General features: G+C 66.1%; 15 protein-coding genes. 14 read left to right on the plus strand and 1 reads right to left on the minus strand.

Translation table 11 applies throughout. The features are described 5' to 3' along the window. The first annotated feature begins 532 nt into the window (after window positions 1-532). The 9 genes from AC1DTF_RS02830 to AC1DTF_RS02870 all read left to right on the plus strand — a co-directional run bounded on the left by AC1DTF_RS02830 (window position 533) and on the right by AC1DTF_RS02870 (window position 12,150). Complete coding sequence (locus tag AC1DTF_RS02830; protein ID WP_477473018.1) at window positions 533-4,837, plus strand: AAA family ATPase; 4,305 nt, start codon at window positions 533-535, stop codon at window positions 4,835-4,837. A 67-nt stretch (window positions 4,838-4,904) separates the two neighbouring features. Continuing rightward, a complete protein-coding gene (locus tag AC1DTF_RS02835; protein WP_477472963.1) occupies window positions 4,905-5,708 on the plus strand; it encodes a hypothetical protein in 804 nt (267 codons plus the stop codon). Further along, window positions 5,708-6,898 (plus strand): polyprenyl synthetase family protein, encoded by a 1,191-nt coding sequence (locus tag AC1DTF_RS02840; protein WP_477472964.1) that lies wholly within the window; start codon window positions 5,708-5,710, stop codon window positions 6,896-6,898. Before AC1DTF_RS02835 ends, AC1DTF_RS02840 begins: the two co-directional genes overlap by 1 nt. Then, window positions 6,895-7,353 carry a hypothetical protein gene (locus AC1DTF_RS02845; protein WP_057167097.1) on the plus strand — a complete coding sequence of 153 codons (459 nt, stop codon included), beginning with the start codon at window positions 6,895-6,897 and terminating at the stop codon, window positions 7,351-7,353. Before AC1DTF_RS02840 ends, AC1DTF_RS02845 begins: the two co-directional genes overlap by 4 nt. Continuing rightward, on the plus strand, window positions 7,350-7,616 hold the full coding sequence (locus tag AC1DTF_RS02850) for a hypothetical protein (RefSeq protein ID WP_057167096.1): 267 nt from the start codon (window positions 7,350-7,352) through the stop codon (window positions 7,614-7,616). The genes AC1DTF_RS02845 and AC1DTF_RS02850 overlap by 4 nt, the downstream gene beginning before the upstream one ends. Continuing rightward, complete coding sequence (locus AC1DTF_RS02855; RefSeq protein WP_477472965.1) at window positions 7,613-8,635, plus strand: hypothetical protein; 1,023 nt, start codon at window positions 7,613-7,615, stop codon at window positions 8,633-8,635. The genes AC1DTF_RS02850 and AC1DTF_RS02855 overlap by 4 nt, the downstream gene beginning before the upstream one ends. Then, window positions 8,628-9,032 (plus strand): SCP-2 sterol transfer family protein, encoded by a 405-nt coding sequence (locus tag AC1DTF_RS02860; RefSeq protein ID WP_477472966.1) that lies wholly within the window; start codon window positions 8,628-8,630, stop codon window positions 9,030-9,032. Before AC1DTF_RS02855 ends, AC1DTF_RS02860 begins: the two co-directional genes overlap by 8 nt. Then, a complete protein-coding gene (locus AC1DTF_RS02865) occupies window positions 9,029-11,254 on the plus strand; it encodes an FAD-dependent oxidoreductase (protein ID WP_477472967.1) in 2,226 nt (741 codons plus the stop codon). Before AC1DTF_RS02860 ends, AC1DTF_RS02865 begins: the two co-directional genes overlap by 4 nt. Continuing rightward, window positions 11,251-12,150, plus strand: a complete 900-nt coding sequence (locus tag AC1DTF_RS02870) for a hypothetical protein (protein WP_477472968.1) — start codon at window positions 11,251-11,253, stop codon at window positions 12,148-12,150. Before AC1DTF_RS02865 ends, AC1DTF_RS02870 begins: the two co-directional genes overlap by 4 nt. On the opposite strand, the gene AC1DTF_RS02875 is transcribed toward AC1DTF_RS02870, so the two are convergent. After that, window positions 12,117-12,674 carry a CGNR zinc finger domain-containing protein gene (locus AC1DTF_RS02875; protein ID WP_057167092.1) on the minus strand — a complete coding sequence of 186 codons (558 nt, stop codon included), beginning with the start codon at window positions 12,672-12,674 and terminating at the stop codon, window positions 12,117-12,119. The two genes, AC1DTF_RS02870 and AC1DTF_RS02875, sit on opposite strands and share 34 nt — an antisense overlap. Before the next feature lie 73 nt (window positions 12,675-12,747). Between AC1DTF_RS02875 and AC1DTF_RS02880 the strand changes: the two genes are divergently transcribed. The 5 genes from AC1DTF_RS02880 to AC1DTF_RS02900 are packed head-to-tail and all read left to right on the plus strand — an operon-like array spanning window position 12,748 to window position 16,614. Beyond that, a complete protein-coding gene (locus tag AC1DTF_RS02880) occupies window positions 12,748-13,758 on the plus strand; it encodes an EamA family transporter (RefSeq protein ID WP_477472969.1) in 1,011 nt (336 codons plus the stop codon). Window positions 13,759-13,773: 15 nt separating this feature from the next. After that, entirely contained in the window at window positions 13,774-14,451 is a 678-nt protein-coding gene (locus tag AC1DTF_RS02885; RefSeq protein ID WP_477473019.1) for a cutinase family protein, read from the plus strand. A gap of 40 nt (window positions 14,452-14,491) precedes the next feature. Continuing rightward, a complete protein-coding gene (locus AC1DTF_RS02890) occupies window positions 14,492-15,139 on the plus strand; it encodes a cutinase family protein (RefSeq protein WP_057167091.1) in 648 nt (215 codons plus the stop codon). A 24-nt stretch (window positions 15,140-15,163) separates the two neighbouring features. Then, on the plus strand, window positions 15,164-15,874 hold the full coding sequence (locus AC1DTF_RS02895) for a cutinase family protein (RefSeq protein ID WP_477472970.1): 711 nt from the start codon (window positions 15,164-15,166) through the stop codon (window positions 15,872-15,874). A gap of 50 nt (window positions 15,875-15,924) precedes the next feature. Further along, window positions 15,925-16,614, plus strand: a complete 690-nt coding sequence (locus tag AC1DTF_RS02900) for a cutinase family protein (protein WP_082614111.1) — start codon at window positions 15,925-15,927, stop codon at window positions 16,612-16,614. The last annotated feature ends 6 nt before the right edge of the window (window positions 16,615-16,620 follow it).

A 16,620-nucleotide genomic window follows, 5' to 3' on the forward strand; every position in this document is an offset into this window, starting at 1 on the left:
CCTAACCGGGCTGCGAGCAGGTCCGCCGCACCAATTCTGGTCCTTGCCGGCGAAACATGGGGATCGGAATACGGGTTAGCTGGTGACGGACGGTCCGAAGACTTACGCGATCCGCGTTGGGTGCAACTACACCCGAATAGCAGAATCTCGCGAAACGTGGTCAACCGCGCATCACCCAAAATGCATTGCACAGCAACTTATTTGCGAGTTCAAAGGCCGTCCGCGGTTCGGTCTCCAGGAGGGACAACGTCGCGAAGTGCGCTGAATCAACTTAGCCGGATGCGAGAGCCGCGACATCGATATCGCGCGCAACGGAAAACACCAAGCCGGTGATGGAGGAAGAGGTTAAGCTTCCGCACTATCCCGGTCACCGGCTACGCAGCAGGTCACCGGTGATCGTGAGGAGTCTCGGTCAGGCGATGCACTCAGAACTGGCACCGTCTCGAAACGGTCGGGCGCAGGGTCCAACCGTTCCCTTTCCACGGCCTTCGTCCGGCTCACGCCTTCGGGCACGCTGTCCATGACAACGCCCGTGTTCGACTTCGACGGGCGGGTGGTCGATCGAAGTCAGGAGATTGCGGATCTACGAACAGCAGTAGATGAAGCGGGCCGAGACAGCGGCGGATGCATCTTGCTCGCCGGCGTACCGGGCGTGGGCAAGTCGACGCTCATCCAGGCCTTCGGCGCCGAGGTCTCAAGCCGCAATTGCATATTCGCCTACGGGCGCTGCCGAGACGGCGCGCCGGCTCCCTATGCTGCGCTCGGTGATGCGCTGAGCTCGATCGTTCGGTCCATGGAGTCCACCCCCGCTGCCGAACGCGACCGTTGGCGCGACGGGCTGAGCGCCGCGATGTCGACGATGGCCGGCGTGCTGGGCGACCTCGTGCCCGAACTCGCTGCCGTCCTCGGTGAGCGCTCTCGCATCACCGACCTCAACGCCGCCGACGCCCGGCGGCGCCTGCACCGTGCGGCGATACGCCTGATATCCGAGACGGCCGCCTACCGTCCTGTGGTGCTCGCCGTGGACGACCTGCAGTGGGCGGATCGTGACTCTCTGCTGTTGTTGGCCGAACTGCTGACGGTATCGCCGCGCAACGTCGTAATGCTGGGTGCGCATCGTGCCGGCGAGTTCGATCCGGCCGCAGCCGGCATCACACTGGCCAACGTGCGCGAGATGCGCCTGGAGCCGCTGTCTCGCGCAGACGTCCACGACTTGCTGGCCACGGCCGGCGGTCCCACTGCGGAGCTCTCCGACGTGGCCGCAGAGTTCCACTACCGGACCGACGGCAACCCACTCCAGATCCGACAGCTGTTATACCGCGCCCAGATCGAAGGGGCACTCACGCCGACAGCCGTGACCGGCGATCCCAGCTGGGACCTGCGGATGCTCAGCTCCATCGAGGTCACGGCGACGGCCGCCGAGTCGATGGGCCGCTACCTGGATCAGCTTCGTCCGCCTGACCGCGAGGTCCTGCGGTCGCTGACGTGCATCGGTGCAGAATTCGATCTCGATGACGCCGTGGCCGCGGCCGCCCAGCCACCAGACGCGGTGGCACAGGCACTGTGGGCGGCGCTCGAACTGCGCCAATTGGAGGCACTGGACCACCGGGGGCAGCGGATTGCCAACGCGATCAGTCACGACGCCCGGTACCGGTTCAGTCACGACCGGGTGGCCGAGGTGGCCGGGAACGGACTCAGCGCAGAGGCACGCCGGGAAACGCATCTACGCATCGGCCGGCGCCTGGTCGCACTCGGCGAAGACCGACTCTTCGAGGCCGCGCGGCACGTGGGCATCGGAGGCGAGGGGCTACCCGACGGTCCCGAACGCGCTCACTACGTCGAAGTCCTTCGCCGCGCGGCACGCAAAGCCCGTGCACAGGCGTCCTTTCCGCTGTCACTCGACTACTGCCGGAACGGTCTGTCGTTGCTCGGCGAACGGCGCTGGGAAACGCACTTCGCCCTGAGCCGGGAGTTGCATCTCGATGCCACCGAGGCCGCGCTGCTCGTCGGCGACGTTCCGGCACTGCACACCCTGCTCGATGAGGCCGACGACGTCCTGACCGACCCGGCCGATCGCGCGCGGGTGGCATACCTGCGGATCAAGGGGAGACTGGCCCAGAACCGGCTGCAAGATGCCCTGGAGACCGGCCTGCAAGCGCTGGACGAGCTGGGTGAACCGTTGCCGCGGAATCCGGGCAAGCCCCGGATGGGCCTTGCCCTGGCGACCATGAAACTGACGATGCGGCACTGGAGCAACGAGCGGCTTCTCGCGCTCCGGTACTGCGAAGATCAGCGCGTCATCGAGATCCAGCGGATCCTCGGCGAGCTCTTTCACATCTGCTACAGCATCCAGCCCAACTACTTCCCTCTGCTGGTTCGCAAACAACTCGACCTCGCGCTGGCTCACGGCCACACCCCTGCCTCGCCACTCATGCTCGCGAACTACGCGATCCTGTTGGTGGTCACCGGGGACCGCGCGGGTAGTCAACGATTCGGCGAGGTCGCGCTGGCACTGGCCGAGCGGGAGGAGTTCCGCGAAGCGCACCCACACACGTTGTTCATCTACCTGCACTTCATCCGTCACTGGCGGCACCCGATCCGGGAGAGCCTGAGCCAGCTTCGCGAGGCCATCGGCCCCGCACTCGACCAAGGCGACCAGGAGTTCGCGGGATACCAAGCTGCAGCGGTCCTTTCGCAATCCTTCTGGCTGGGGCGGCCGCTGGCCGAGATCGATGCTCTGGCGCAGTCCATCGTTCCCGGCATCAGGTCGCAACTCGCGCCCGCCACGCTGTGTCAGGCCGTGCAACAGATCTGCCTGAACCTGATGGGGCGCAGCGAAGATGTGTTCCTGCTGGCCGGCGAGAGCGGATACGACGAACGCGTTGTGGTTCCCGCTGCCCGGCTCGAAAATGACGGAGTCGGCTTGAGCGTGGCCGCCACCATGAAGGTCGGCCTGCATTTCTGGGCTGGTGACTACACCGGCGCGCTGGCCGTCGCAGACGAAGCGCTGAAGCATATCGGTGGCATGGCCGGTAACCCGGTGATGCAGCTCATCCACATGGTGGACGCCCTGAGCCGTATTCAGGCGGCGCCGAACGACCGCGCCACGCGGCGCTCGGTGCGCACGGCCCTTGCCCTGCACCGTAAATGGGCGGCCGATGCACCGGCCAACTACGCCGCTCAATATGCGCTGATCGAGGGGACATGGGCCAGCGCCCGCGGGCAGCACCGCAAAGCGGAACGATTGCTGGAGCAGGCCATCGAACTGGCCGAGACGCATCAGCTGCCCTTGATCGCGGCCACCGCGTATGAGGAGGCGGCGACCCTGTACGCCCGGTCCGGCCGGCCCAGGCTTCGCCAGCACATGCTCCGGTCGGCCTACCAACGCTTCCAGAGCGTGGGGTTGACGGTGCGTACGGAACGTCTTGCCCATGCCTATCCGTGGTTGCTCAGCCGCGATCTGGTGCACGACGAATCCGCCGGCATCGACCCTGCCGGAGCGCACCAGCTGGTGCGTGCCCTCTCGGCAGCGAGAACCCGTGATGGCTTGGCCGGCCTGGCGCTCGGCACCGTTGCGGACATGACCGGCGCCGGCCGGATCGTGGGGCTCACCGGCGAGGGTGAACGTCTGGGTGTCCGCGCGGTCCACGAAGGCGGCGTCACCTCGGTGGTCGAGGGCCCGTGGACCGACGTGCCGTTCGACCGCGACCTGGTCCGCCGGGTCGCCGAAACCGGCGCGCCGATCCGGGTGATGGCCAACCCCACCAGCGGGACGCCGTCGGTGATTGCCGCACCGATCAAACTGCAGGAGAACGTCATCGGTGTCATCTATGCCGAGCACACCGAACTGGACCGCAACTTCACCCCCGAACACGAGGACGCAGTCATGTTCGTGTGCGCCCAGTGCGCCGCTCCCCTGGGGAACTTTCAACTCGAGGCGCGACTGCGCGAGGCCGACGAGCAGCGGCTGTCGCTTCTCGACATGCAATCGCGCTTTGTACCCAACGAGTTGCTCCGCATCTTGGAATTGGACGACATCCGCCGCGTCCGCAGCGGCCATCGCGTCGAGCGGCAGATGACGGTACTCATCTCCGATATCCGGGGCTACACGACGTTGCTGGAGGACATGGATATCGCTGAGGCGAACAACCTTGCGACCGGCTTCTTCCGTGCCGTCGAACTGCCGATCATCGCGTCCGACGGGGTGATCCAAGACCTCCGCGGCGACGAGATCCTGGCCGTGTTCCAATCCGGTCCCGACAACGCCTTGCGGGCAGGCCTCGGGATGCTGCGGTCGCTGCAGGAACACAACGCCGAACGACTGGCCCTCGGCTCGAATGCCTTTCGGGTGGGCATCGGCATCAACACCGGCGTCGTCGGCCTCGGGCTCGTCGGCGGCGTGAATCGTATGGTGCTCAGCATCATCGGCGACGCGGTGAACCTGGCCGCCCGCATCGAAGGCACCACCAAACGCTACGACTCGGCCCTGCTCATCTCTGACGCGACATACGCTCAACTGGCGGATCCAGAGCAGTTCCGCATCCGCCGAATGGAACGGGTCATGGTGGTGAATCGGCGCCGGCCGGTGACCGTTTATGAGGTCTACGACGAGGATCCACAACTCTTGCGTGCGGCGAAATACTCTGCGCAGCCCGCATTCGATGAGGCATTTGCCTTGTTCGACTGCGGCGAATTCGACCGGGCGCGTGCATCGTTTGAGCACTGCAGCACTTTGCTGCCCGGAGATGCGGTGGCCACGCTGCACATGGCGCACTGCGACGCGGCGTTGCGAGGAGAGTTGCCGCCCGGCGGTGAAGTCGCCTTGCTACAGAAATAGTTCGATCGGCGGACGCGAAACACACGCTGATCTGGGAAAATTGATGTACACCGAGGGGGTCGGGACCATGTATTTGACTGCCGAACGATTGGCGCTTGCCAATAAAGAGGTTCGAGAAACATTTGCGAGAACATGCGTGGCGTGGCAGTCGATCCCACACTGGGATACCGGGGATCCGGGCCAGACCAAGGTGCGCAGCGATGTAGTCAACAATCCAGCCGTGCCAGGACCGATAGACATCGTTGACGAACAAATCGACGTGCAGGTGACACTGGCTGAAGCGATCGCACCGACACCTGACTCGCTGCTCGCCAAAATCATCTCTGCCACGGGGAAACTCGCTGCGAAGGTTGACGCTGCCGTGTTTCCGAAAGTTCGTGTGCAAGCCACGGCGAACGTTATTTTCCCGAACGTCATTCCTCCGACACCCAACCCGAACGAAGTTCTCTTTGTGCTCATCGCAGCACGCGCCATGGTCGAGTCAGCGGGGTTTCGATCACCATCGTGCGTGATAACCGATACCGGCGGAATCCTGACAATCTGCCAGTTGGTAGGCGGGACATCAATCAGAAATTCGGTACTGGACGCGGCCAACGCGAACTCACTGCACCGAGTCGACAATTTCAAGAATCCCGCAGACGCCGCCGACAAAGCTCTGGGGCTCTTTCTGGGTCGCCGCCAGCGAATTTCAGACGGCGGTGCGGCCGACGCGACGCCCGGCGAGGAACCCGTCGATCTCGCCGTCAGTGTGCCCCCAAGTCTGGAGGTTGTCGGCGACACCGCCAACAACATGGTCGACCTCCGAGTTCGCATCAGCTATGCGACGAGAGTCAAGGACATCGGCGGCATCGTCGTGGCTCTTCCAAAGTAATGACATCAGCCCTGCCTGAGACGGAGTCGGGGTCGTTCTCTGCGCCGAGGGACCTTCTGGAGTTCTACCTTGCCGAGTGCAAAGCGTCCTGCGACGGTGAGATCGAAAGGCTGTACGGGTCCGGGCAACAAGGCTCCAGCAGCCTGCACGACCTGATCCTCGATTATCCGCAACGCGGCGGCAAAGCGCTACGGCCAGCGCTGGCGATCGCCATCTGCCTCGGTCTCGGCGGGCACCTCGAAGCGGTCCTACCCACCGCGGCAACGCTCGAGCTGTATCACAACGCCTTCCTCATCCACGACGACATCGAAGACGAATCCTGGTGGCGTCGCGGCAAACCCACCATGCACATCGATCACGGCGTCCCCATCGCCGTGAACGTCGGTGACGCCATGTTGTCGCTCACGCTCCAACCACTGCTCGACAATGTCGAACGCGTCGGGCTCGGACCGGCTCTGCGCATCCTGCGCGCCGTCGCCCACATGACCAGGCAGACCGTGGACGGTCAGGCCATCGAACTCGACTGGGTCAAGAGCAATACGTGGCAGTTGGACGACGCGGACTACCTGAAGATGGTCGAGCTCAAGACGAGCTGGTACTCGTTCATCACACCACTACAAGCCGGCGCCCTCGCCGCCGGCGCTCCGGTCGGCCGGCTCGTCCCGTTGGAAGCATTCGGCCGGCATATCGGTGCCGCCTTCCAGATCACCGACGACCTGCTCAATCTGCGTGGGGATCCCGAAGACTACGGCAAGGAGATCGGCGGCGACCTGTGGGAAGGCAAGCGCACCCTGATGCTGCTGCACATGCTGCGGAATCTCCCCGACGGTGAGCGCGAACGCGCCGTACAGATTCTCGGCAGACGCCGACCCGCCATGGACGCTGAACTCAACCTCACCGACCTGTTGGATCGCCTGGCCGGGCGCGGCGAGCTTTCCCTGGCCGGGCGAACTGAGATCGACGGATTCCTGCACGCCCAGCGTCACACCGACGCCAAGACACTCGACGACATCCGGTGGCTCTTCGAGATGATCCAGCGGGTCGGCTCGTTGGGCCATGCCCGCGACGTTGCCGCCCGCCACGCTGAGGCTGCGGAGTCCGTGCTGGCCGAGCTGGATTGGCTACCGCCCAGCCAGCACCGCGAGATGCTGAGCAGCCTGGTCGACTACGTACACGAGCGCACGCGATGAACGCCGAGGACCTGATCGGCGTGCTGGCCGAGCTGGAGCGGATCACGGAAGCCACCCTCGACCTCGCCGAAAACGCGGCACCGCAACTGTTACCCGCGCCCCCAGATGACGTCGAGGGACAGAGCCCGGCAGTGTTCGACCTGCTCCTCGGTGCCCGCCGTGCGGTGCTGGGCAACCCCGCTGCGGCGCGCCGCATTCACGACATGCTCGTCTCCGAGGGCATGCGCTATGGCCGGACACCGGAAGGCGCACTGTTGCGCGATCGCCTGGTGGCCTCCGATGCCGTGGAGAATCTGCGCCGCGTCTGGGAAACGGTCAGCCTCAACGTGCTCGACGGTCCCGCCGAACCCAATGCCGCACCGACCGCCTGGGCCGAGTTGCTGGCCGACGCGGTCGTCGGGCAGGGCCTCGACGACGCCATGCTCGCGCGTCTGCGGCCCGAGGGATTCGCATGACACTGACCGATCCCACTGCCGCACTTGCCGATGACTGCAGCTTCATCGGCTATCTGGTCGGCCTGGCGAGCATCGGACGAATGGTGCACACCCTGGCCGGAGCCCCGGAAGCAGTCACAGCCGGCGCTGCCGACGACTTCGTGCACCTGCTGCTGGGTCTTGCCAGCATGGGTGCCGGCATCGAAAGCCTGGGACAGCACACCGACACCGCCGCCACCAACACCGTGCGCACGACCACCGACGCAACGCGGTGGTTGCGATGACCGCGTCACTGGCCGCCAGCGACTTCATGCGGACACCGACCATCGGTGCGGCCAACCCACACGGATTCAAGGAATGGCACCACTTCGTCATTCACGCCGAGGAGTGCCGTGTACTCATCAACTTCAGCCTCGACACCGAGGTCGCGCCGGACGGCCGGATTCGCGCCGTCCCCAGGATCATCGTCATCGGACACGATGACGAATGGCACGGTGCCATCGAACGTTTCGATGAGGACGATCTTGTCATTTCAGCCAACCTCGGGGACCTGTCGGTCGGCCACAGCGGCATGCACATCGGACGCAACGGCTACGAGCTCAGAATCGACCTCCCCCAACAGGGCATCAAAGGCGAACTCTGGTTCGTCTCGGTCAGCCGGCCTTTCGTCGTGAACAATCAACCGGTGGGGTCGGGCCGGATGAGCTGGCTGTTCGTACCACGCCTGCACGCCACCGGGTGGCTGCGCATTGGCGACCGAGAACACCGCTTCGACAACGACATCGCCTATCACGACCACAACTGGGGCCGGTTCTGGTGGGGCGACGACTTCGGCTGGGAATGGGCGACGGTGCTTCCCAGCGATCCGGACGTGCCATGGTCGCTGGTGTTCCTGCGGATGACCGACCGGCGACGACATCGCTACCTGTCACAGGCACTCTATGTATGGCACCAGGACGAACCTGCCGCCATCTTCCGCCATGCGTCAGTTACGGTCCGCACCTCCGGTGTGCTCGCTCGTCAGGCGGATTGCACGCTCCCACCACCGATGCGATTGCTGCTCGATGGCGATGTACCCGGCGTACCCGAATGCGTCGACGTGGCCGCAAGCAGAGCCGGTGACACCGTGCACGTCGAGTTCCGGCCGCAGTCCTACGCACGGCTCGCGCAGCCCAGCGAGATGTCCCTCACCGACTCCACTGTGCTCTGCGAATCCACTGGAACGGCAGCGGTCACAGGGTCGATCAACGGCAAGGACATCGACTTCATCGGTACCGGAGTATTCGAGTTTCTCCATGGCTGAACGTATTTCGGCACTCCTGCGGCAGTCCATCGGCCACCTTGCCGACGAGGCACCGGACAGCTATCGCATCGTGCTAGACACCCTCGGACCTCTGGTGGTCGGCCTCGACATCGACTCCGAATGCTTCTCACTGAGCGGGAGCCGGCGGCTCGAGGTGACCAATGGCGTCGACCCGACGGCCGGCACTCGGGTCAAGGTGTCACGGGACACGGTGCTCGACGTGCTCGACGCGGTGATCACGCTGGACCGCGCCGTGGAAACGGGCAGTTTGACTGTGCACGGCACGCTCGACGACATCCTGCGAGCCCACGACACGCTCAAGGCCTACGTGCATGCCGCCGTGCGGGCACCCTCACAACCCGGCTTATTGAACGCGCTCCGGGCGGATCGCGGATGAACGAACCGATCATCACCCCAGCGTCCAGCTCCCGCCGCCCCACCGTGGCGGTGCTGGGTGCGGGCATCGCCGGGTTGACCTCAGCGCAGGAACTCGCCGAACGTGGCTTCGAGGTCACGGTGTACGAGGCCCGAGCGGATGAGCGCGGCAATCTGCCGGTCAAACTCGGCGGACTCGCGGCGTCGCAGTACGCGAAAGCCGTAACCACGGGGGGAAATTGCGCGCAGCTGCGTCCCTTTCCCGGTTGCCGCGGCCGCCCGACACCGCCCGTTGATGCCGTCGCGGGCGAGCATGGCTTTCGCTTCTTCCCCGCCTACTACCTGCACACCTGGGATCTGTTCAACCGCATCCCGATCTATGAGCCGACGACCGACCCGGGCGGCGCGCTCCAGTGGAAGCCGAGTTCACGGACGGTACTGGACAACGTCAAACGCGTTGTCACCCAGGGCACGACGCTGGCCGGCAAGCCGTCCCTGGTGTTTCCGCGCGAGGCGCCCCGCAGCCCCGGTGAATTCGTCAGCGTTGTTCGACAACTCATGAGTCTGGGATTCTCGCCCGGCGATGTGCAGAACTTCGTGAGCCGGCTGCTGCAGTACCTCGTGACGAGCCCGCCGCGCCGCGCCACCGAACTGCAGAACCAATCGGCCTACGACTTCTTCGTCGGGCGGCAGGCCGATGGCACCCGTCGCTTCCACTATTCGTCGCAGTTCGATCGGTACCTGCTCGAAATGCCCAAGGTGCTGGCCGCATTCGACGCCCGTTGGGGCGACGCCCGCACCAATCTGACCACCTATCTGCAGCTGCAACTCCAGATGGACCGCCGCGACAACAAGGCCGACGGAGTCCTCAACGCGCCCACCACCGAGTCGTGGTTCGACCACTGGTATCGCCATCTGGTCCGGCTCGGTGTGCGATTCGTGCATGCAGCGGCCGCGAGCATCGATCCGCCCGTGGTCGACCCGGCACAGCCGCCATATCTTCGCCCCCGCGCCCGGGTGACACTGGCCGACGGAACTCGGGTGACACCGGACTACACCGTGGTGGCCGTCGATGCTCCCGGCGCCGAGCGGATCACGACGACGATGCGCGCAACCGGCACCGGGGGCACGGTGGCCGAACTGGACGGCTTCACGACGTCGGCACCTCCACCCGACGGCCCGCTCCAGCCGGGGTCCACCCGGCCGCACACGAGGCGAGATCCATACGCCGTGGATCAGATGGGCCGAGTGCCGTGGGACCGGTTTCAAACCCTCAGTGGTATCCAGTACTTCTTCGATACCGAGTTCCAGTTGCTGCGCGGGCACATGTACTACTCCGGCACCGAGTGGGCGCTGTCCTCGATCAACCAACACGGAATGTGGGAACGGCGACCCAATCTGGCCCAGAATGGCTACGTCTCGGTGCTGTCGGTGGATATCGGCGATTTCAACACTGCGTCGCAGCACCTGCGCGACGAATCCGGCCGCGGCAAGGCCGCCCGCGACTGCACCGCAGACGAGATCGCCACCGAGGTGTGGCGGCAGATCGTCGACGCGCTCACCACCGTCGACGGGACCCGTCCGGAGGGGATCCTGCCGTGGCCCGCCTGGTACACGCTCGACACCGGGCTACATCTGGCGCCGGACACCGGTCACCCGATCCGCAACGAAACGCCCTATCTCATACCGATCGTCGGCGACTGGCCAAACCGTCCCGGCGGCGATCCCTGGAATCCGCACGGCACGTCCTGGACCTACCGGCCGAACGAGCAGTGGTGGCTGGAGGATCTGCTGCAGCGCCACGTGTGGCAAGCCCGCCACGGCGGTTATCAGGTGCACCACAACTCGGTCGTCTTCGCCGGCACGTGGACCAAGACCTTCACCCGGATGACCTCCATGGAAGCTGCCTGCGAATCGGGCCGTCACGCGGTCAACGCCATCCTGGACCACTACGTCTGGGTCGCGACCCGGGGTGCCGATCGTCGCGAAAACACCACGCTCGACTGGCGGTTTCCCTATGGGTTCCTCGACCAGAGCTTGTCGAGCCCGATCCGGATGCCGACACCGGCCGGTGACTACTGCTACATCTTCGATCTGGAGAATCGGGAACCGGCCGACACTCGTCCGCTGCGTAACCTCGATGCCCGATATGCCGCGCAGTCACTTCCCCACCCGTTGGACGCCCCGTCCTCGCCACCGAGTAGCGCCAGCTTCCCATCGCCATTCCTGGAGGAACGAAGATGACCATGCCGCAGCACGATCCGAACCTCCTTGCCTATCTGCAAGCGTGGCGGCAGTACCTGGAACAGGTCGCGAGCGCAGCAGTGGCGCCCGGCTTCGCATTCCCGGTGATGCCCCAATTGCCCTCTCCGGCAATGCCGCTCGTTCCACCGCCGATCCCCCCGATGCCCCCCGGGTTCGGCACCCCGATGCCGCCGGCCTTCGGCCCGCCGCCGATTCAGCCGACAGTCGCGCCCGCCGACCACACCCAGCAGCTGCTGACGGCACTGCAAGCCTGGCGGCAATTCCTCGAACAAGCGCTCCGCACCCCTGCCGCAGGGGGCGCCGCGCCGGCACCCGTCGACGACTCGTCACGCCGTGAGAAGGACCGTGTTCCACCGCTGATCGACAACGGCGGCCGAACCTCAGAGACCACCACCGGAGCCAATGCCGGGGAGACTGCACCTTGGGTGGCCCCGGGATATGAGACGCCCGCACCCCGGGTAGGTTCGGCCTATGCACCCGAAGGCGGAGCCGGCACCTACGGAGGGACCACCGATCCGGCGCCGCGATCTCTTTATTCTTCTGCTGCAGAACCTTATTCAGTCTCAGGCACCGAGTGGTGGAGCAGGGAGACCCCCGTCGCGGGCGCTCCGACACGAGCCGGCAGGCCAGACTCCGATCAGTCGAAGTCTGCGCCGGACGCCGATCAGACGCAGTCCGATACCAACAACGGCCTTGGTGATGCTTCGAACGGGTCGAAGCTCGATCCGCCGAAATGGAAGGAACTGCTCGGACCAAGAGACCCCGGCGGTTCGCTGCACCCGCTGAGCCCTTTGTCGCACCATGCGGCCGACTTGTTGTCCGTTCGCCCGGTGAACGACCTTCAGTCCCCCTCTTTCCCGCGCCTTTCCCGGTAGGCCGCCACATGCTGGCGGTTCCCACAGTTCCCGGTGTCGCAGAAGATCTTGGACCGGTTCCGTGACACGTCGAACAGCACCGCTTCGCAGTCGGGTGCCGCGCAGATCTTGAGCCGGCGCAGCTCGCCGCCGCGGATCAGGTCGGCCAGCGCCATGGCCATCTCGGCGCCCATCCTGCGCGCCAGCGGGTCGTGGATCGAGGCCAGATGCAGATGCCATTCCGGCATCTCGGCGTGCCGGGTCAGCCAGGGCGAGGCCTTGGTGTCGGAAAGCAGGGCGTTGACCTGTCCGACCGCGCGCTCCTCGTCATCAGCGGCCGCCCACAGCCGCCCGATCCGCTCCCGCAAACGATGCACCTCGGCGAGTTCCGCGTCGTCGCGGTCGCGGCGTCCGGTCCAGCCGAACTCGGCCAGGTAGTCGTCGAGTCCGGCGATGTCGCCCAGCTCGTCGCCGTCGACCCTGTCGCTGTTGATCAGTACGCACGCGGCCCGCAGTGTGAGCTCCGTGTCATGAGTGAAAATCATTTGACGCATGACTCCCGTCGCCGATATTGTCATGAGCAACATTCATTTTACTCATTACATCTTGGAGCGCCTCATGACGATGACCGACGCGCGGTCCACGAGCCGGTTCCGGCTCGGCCTGACGTTCGCCATCACGTCCGCCTTCGCGTTCGGCCTGTCCGGCCCCCTGGCGAAATCGCTCATGGAAGCGGGCTGGACCCCCACCGCCGCGGTGACCGCGCGACTGGCCGGCGGGGCGCTGGCCATGGCCGTCTTCGCCACTTTCGCCAGGCCGGGCTGGGTCCGTGAGGCGCTGGAGCATCGCCGCACGATCATCGCCTACGGCGTGGTCCCCGTCGCGGGCGCCCAGTTCTGCTACTACAACGCCGTCTCTCATCTGTCGGTGGGCGTGGCACTGCTGCTCGAATACACCGCGCCCATTCTGGTGGTGGGCTGGCTGTGGGCACGGACCCGGCGCCGACCGAGCAATCTGACGCTGGCCGGTGTCGCCATCGCAATCACCGGCATCACGCTGGTACTCGACGTCTTCGCCGGCGCGCACATCAACTCGACCGGCGTGATGTGGGGACTCGCCGCCGCAGTCTGCGCGGCCTGCTACTTCATGATGTCGGAGAAGGCGAGCTCCGACGGCACCGGACTGAGCCCCATCACGCTGGCCGCGGCCGGCCTGGTCGTCGGCGCCGTCTCCGTCGCCGCACTCGGCGTATCGGGCATCATGCCGATGCACTTCAGCGCCGAGAACGCCGTGGTGGCCGGACTGACGGTGCCGTGGTTCGTCCCCGTCATCGCGCTCGCGCTCATCCCGACCGCCATCGCCTACACGCTGGGCATCATGGGTGTGGCCCGACTGCGCCCGCGGTTCGCCTCGCTGGTCGGGCTGTCCGAAGTGCTGTTCGCCGTGCTCACCGCCTGGGCGCTGCTGGGTGAGGCGATCACCATCACTCAGACCGTGGGCGGCACAGTGGTTCTGCTCGGCCTGGCACTTGCCCGTCAGGGCGACCGCACCGAGCAGGTGGCGCAGGCCAATTGGCCCGACGTCCCGCCCGTGCAATCGTCGGCCGGGCAACCGATTAGCCGTAGCTAACCTTTGAATGTGAAGATGTTGATCGTGAAGCTGCGCACGATGGCTGCCCGGTCGGCCGCACTGGGATCCGCATTGATAACTGCACTCGCCGTCCTGGCCGGTCCCGCACCGGTCGCGTCCGCCGAGCCGTGCTCGGACGTCGAACTGCTCTTCGCCCGCGGCACCAGCGAGCCCCCCGGCATCGGCCGCGTCGGCCAGGCGCTGGCGGATTCGCTGCGCCCGCAACTCGGGGGGCGCACCCTGAGCACCTACGGGATCAACTATCCCGCGACCTACGACTTCTTCACCGCGGCCGACGGCGCCGTCGACGCGGCCGGACGTGTCGCCTACCTGGCCCAGAACTGCCCCAACACCCGGGTGGTGCTCGGCGGGTACTCGCAGGGGGCCGCAATCGTCAACATGCTTGTCGGCCTGCCGCCGGTCGGTGATCGCATCGGCGACATGGGTTCGGCGCCACCGCTGCCCGGCAACCTGGCCGGGAATGTCGCCGCGATGGTCGGATTCGGAAACGCCGGCGCGAAGTTCGGCTACCCGTTGACCGCAGCGGGACCGCCGTTCAGCGGGCGCGGGATCGACCTCTGCGCGGACGGCGATCCGATCTGCTCGCGCGGGCGCAACCCGTTCGCGCACACCCACTACGAATCATCGGGTTTCATTCCGCAGGCAGCCGGGTTCATCGCCGGCCGCGTCTGACTCGGGACTTGTTTAGCCCGTCTTCGCGTTATGCTTTGGCGTGGCCATTGATCTTGTTCGCCGTTGTTCTGTCCTTGTCGCCGCCGCTGCCACGGCAGCCGGTGCACTGATCCTGACGCCCGCGTCGCCGGCGCAAGCCGAGGGATGCACCGATATCGAGGTCGTCTTCGCCCGCGGGACCAATGAGGATCCGGGCCTGGGCCGCATCGGGAGCGCCTTCGTCAACTCGCTGCGCAACAAGGTCGGCGGACGTTCGGTGGGCACCTACGCGGTGAACTATCCGGCGAGCTTCGACTTCCTGGCCGCCGCGGGCGGCGCCAACGACGCCAGCGGTCACATCCAATGGATGATGAACAACTGCCCCAACACGCGACTGGTGCTGGGCGGCTACTCCCAGGGCGCCGCCGTCATCGACGTCATCGCCGCGGTGCCGGTGCCCGGCATCGGCTTCAACGCCCCACTGCCGCCCAATACGCCCGAGCACGTCGCCGCGCTGGTGGCGTTCGGCAACCCGTCGGCAAAGGTGGGCCTGCCGCTGACGGCCAGCCCGGTATGGGGTGGCCGGTCCATCGACCTGTGCAACTTCGGCGACCCGGTCTGCAGCCCCGGCGACGACGTCGCCGCGCACCGCGCCTACGACGGCGGCCCCGCCGATCAGGCCGCAAGCTTCGCGGCCGGTCTGCTCTGAGCGCACCCCGGTACACTGCATCAGGTGCCTATCCGAACGCTTCCAGCAAAGCGCCGTGCGCGTAAGTTCGCCGCCACCGTCGCCGCGGTAGCGGCCCTCGCCGGGGGGTTCCTGGCCACGACGACGGCCGGGCCGGCCGCACAGGTTCCCACCGCATCGGCCGAACCGTGCGCACCCGTGGAGCTGATCTTCGCGCGCGGCCGCAACGAGGCGCCCGGTGTCGGACGCCTCGGCGACAATCTCGTGGCCGCGCTGAACGCCCGGCTGCCGCAGCCCATCGGCGTCTATGGCGTGAACTATCCGGCCAACACCGAGATTCCCCAGGGCGCCAACGACATCAGCAACCGCATCCAGTACATGGCCGGCGCCTGCCCGGACACCCGGCTGATCGTCGGTGGCTACTCGCTCGGTGCGGCGTCGGCCGCGCTGGCACTGTCGGCCACCCAGACCGGGATGGGGTTCAACCGCCCCCTGCCGCCCGGGATGGACAGCCACATCGCCGCCGTCGTGCTGGTCGGTAATTTCTCCAAGTCGATTCCGGGGCATCAGATCGCCGGGCAGTACCTGGACCGCACCATCGACGTCTGCAACGCAGAGGATCCGGTCTGCTCGGGCGGCCTGCCGAACGACCTGAACGACCTCCAGCGGGTCTGGGGCGACCACCTGCAGGACGGCTACATCGGCTCCGGGCTCATCGACCAGGCCGCCGACTTCGCCGCTGCGCGCGTGCGGTAACCGCGAACTTCGCAACACAGACGTCAATTCCGGCGACTACACTCGGAGCGGTGATCTTGAAGCCGAGGGGTCGGGTCCGCCGCTTCACCGTGCTGTCGTCTGCAGTGCTCGTCGTGCTGGCCGCCCTGACCACGCCCACTCTCACCACGCCCGCCCTCCTGCCGACGGCCGGGGCGGTGTCCTGCCCCGACGCCGAGCTGATCTTCGCGCGCGGCCGCATGGAATCTCCCGGCGCCGGCCAGATCGGCAACGCCCTCGTGAGCGCCCTGCGTTCCAAGACCGGCAAGAATGTGGCGATGTACGCGGTGAAGTACCCCGCGGACACCCAGATCGACATCGGCGCCAACGATATGAGCGCCCGCGCGCAGTACATGTCGACCAACTGCCCGGACACCCGGCTCATTCTGGGTGGCTATTCACTCGGGGCCGCGGTGACCGATGTGGTGCTCGCGGTCCCCTTCGCGGCCTTCGGATTCCAGAAACCGCTGCCTCCCGGCATCGACCAGAAGGTCGCCGCGGTGGCCCTGTTCGGCAACGGGATCGCCTGGGTGGGGCCCATCTCGAACTTCAACCCGCTCTATCAGGAACGCACCATCGAGCTCTGCCACGGCGACGATCCGATCTGCAATCCGACCGACCCGGAGAACTGGGAGTCGTATTGGGCTGATCACCTGGCGCCGGCGTACATCAAAGCGGGCATGGTCAACCAGGCCGCAGATTTCGTGGCGCCGCGCCTCTGAGTGCCC

The sequence above is a fragment of the Mycobacterium sp. P4_H6 genome (assembly GCF_056400845.1).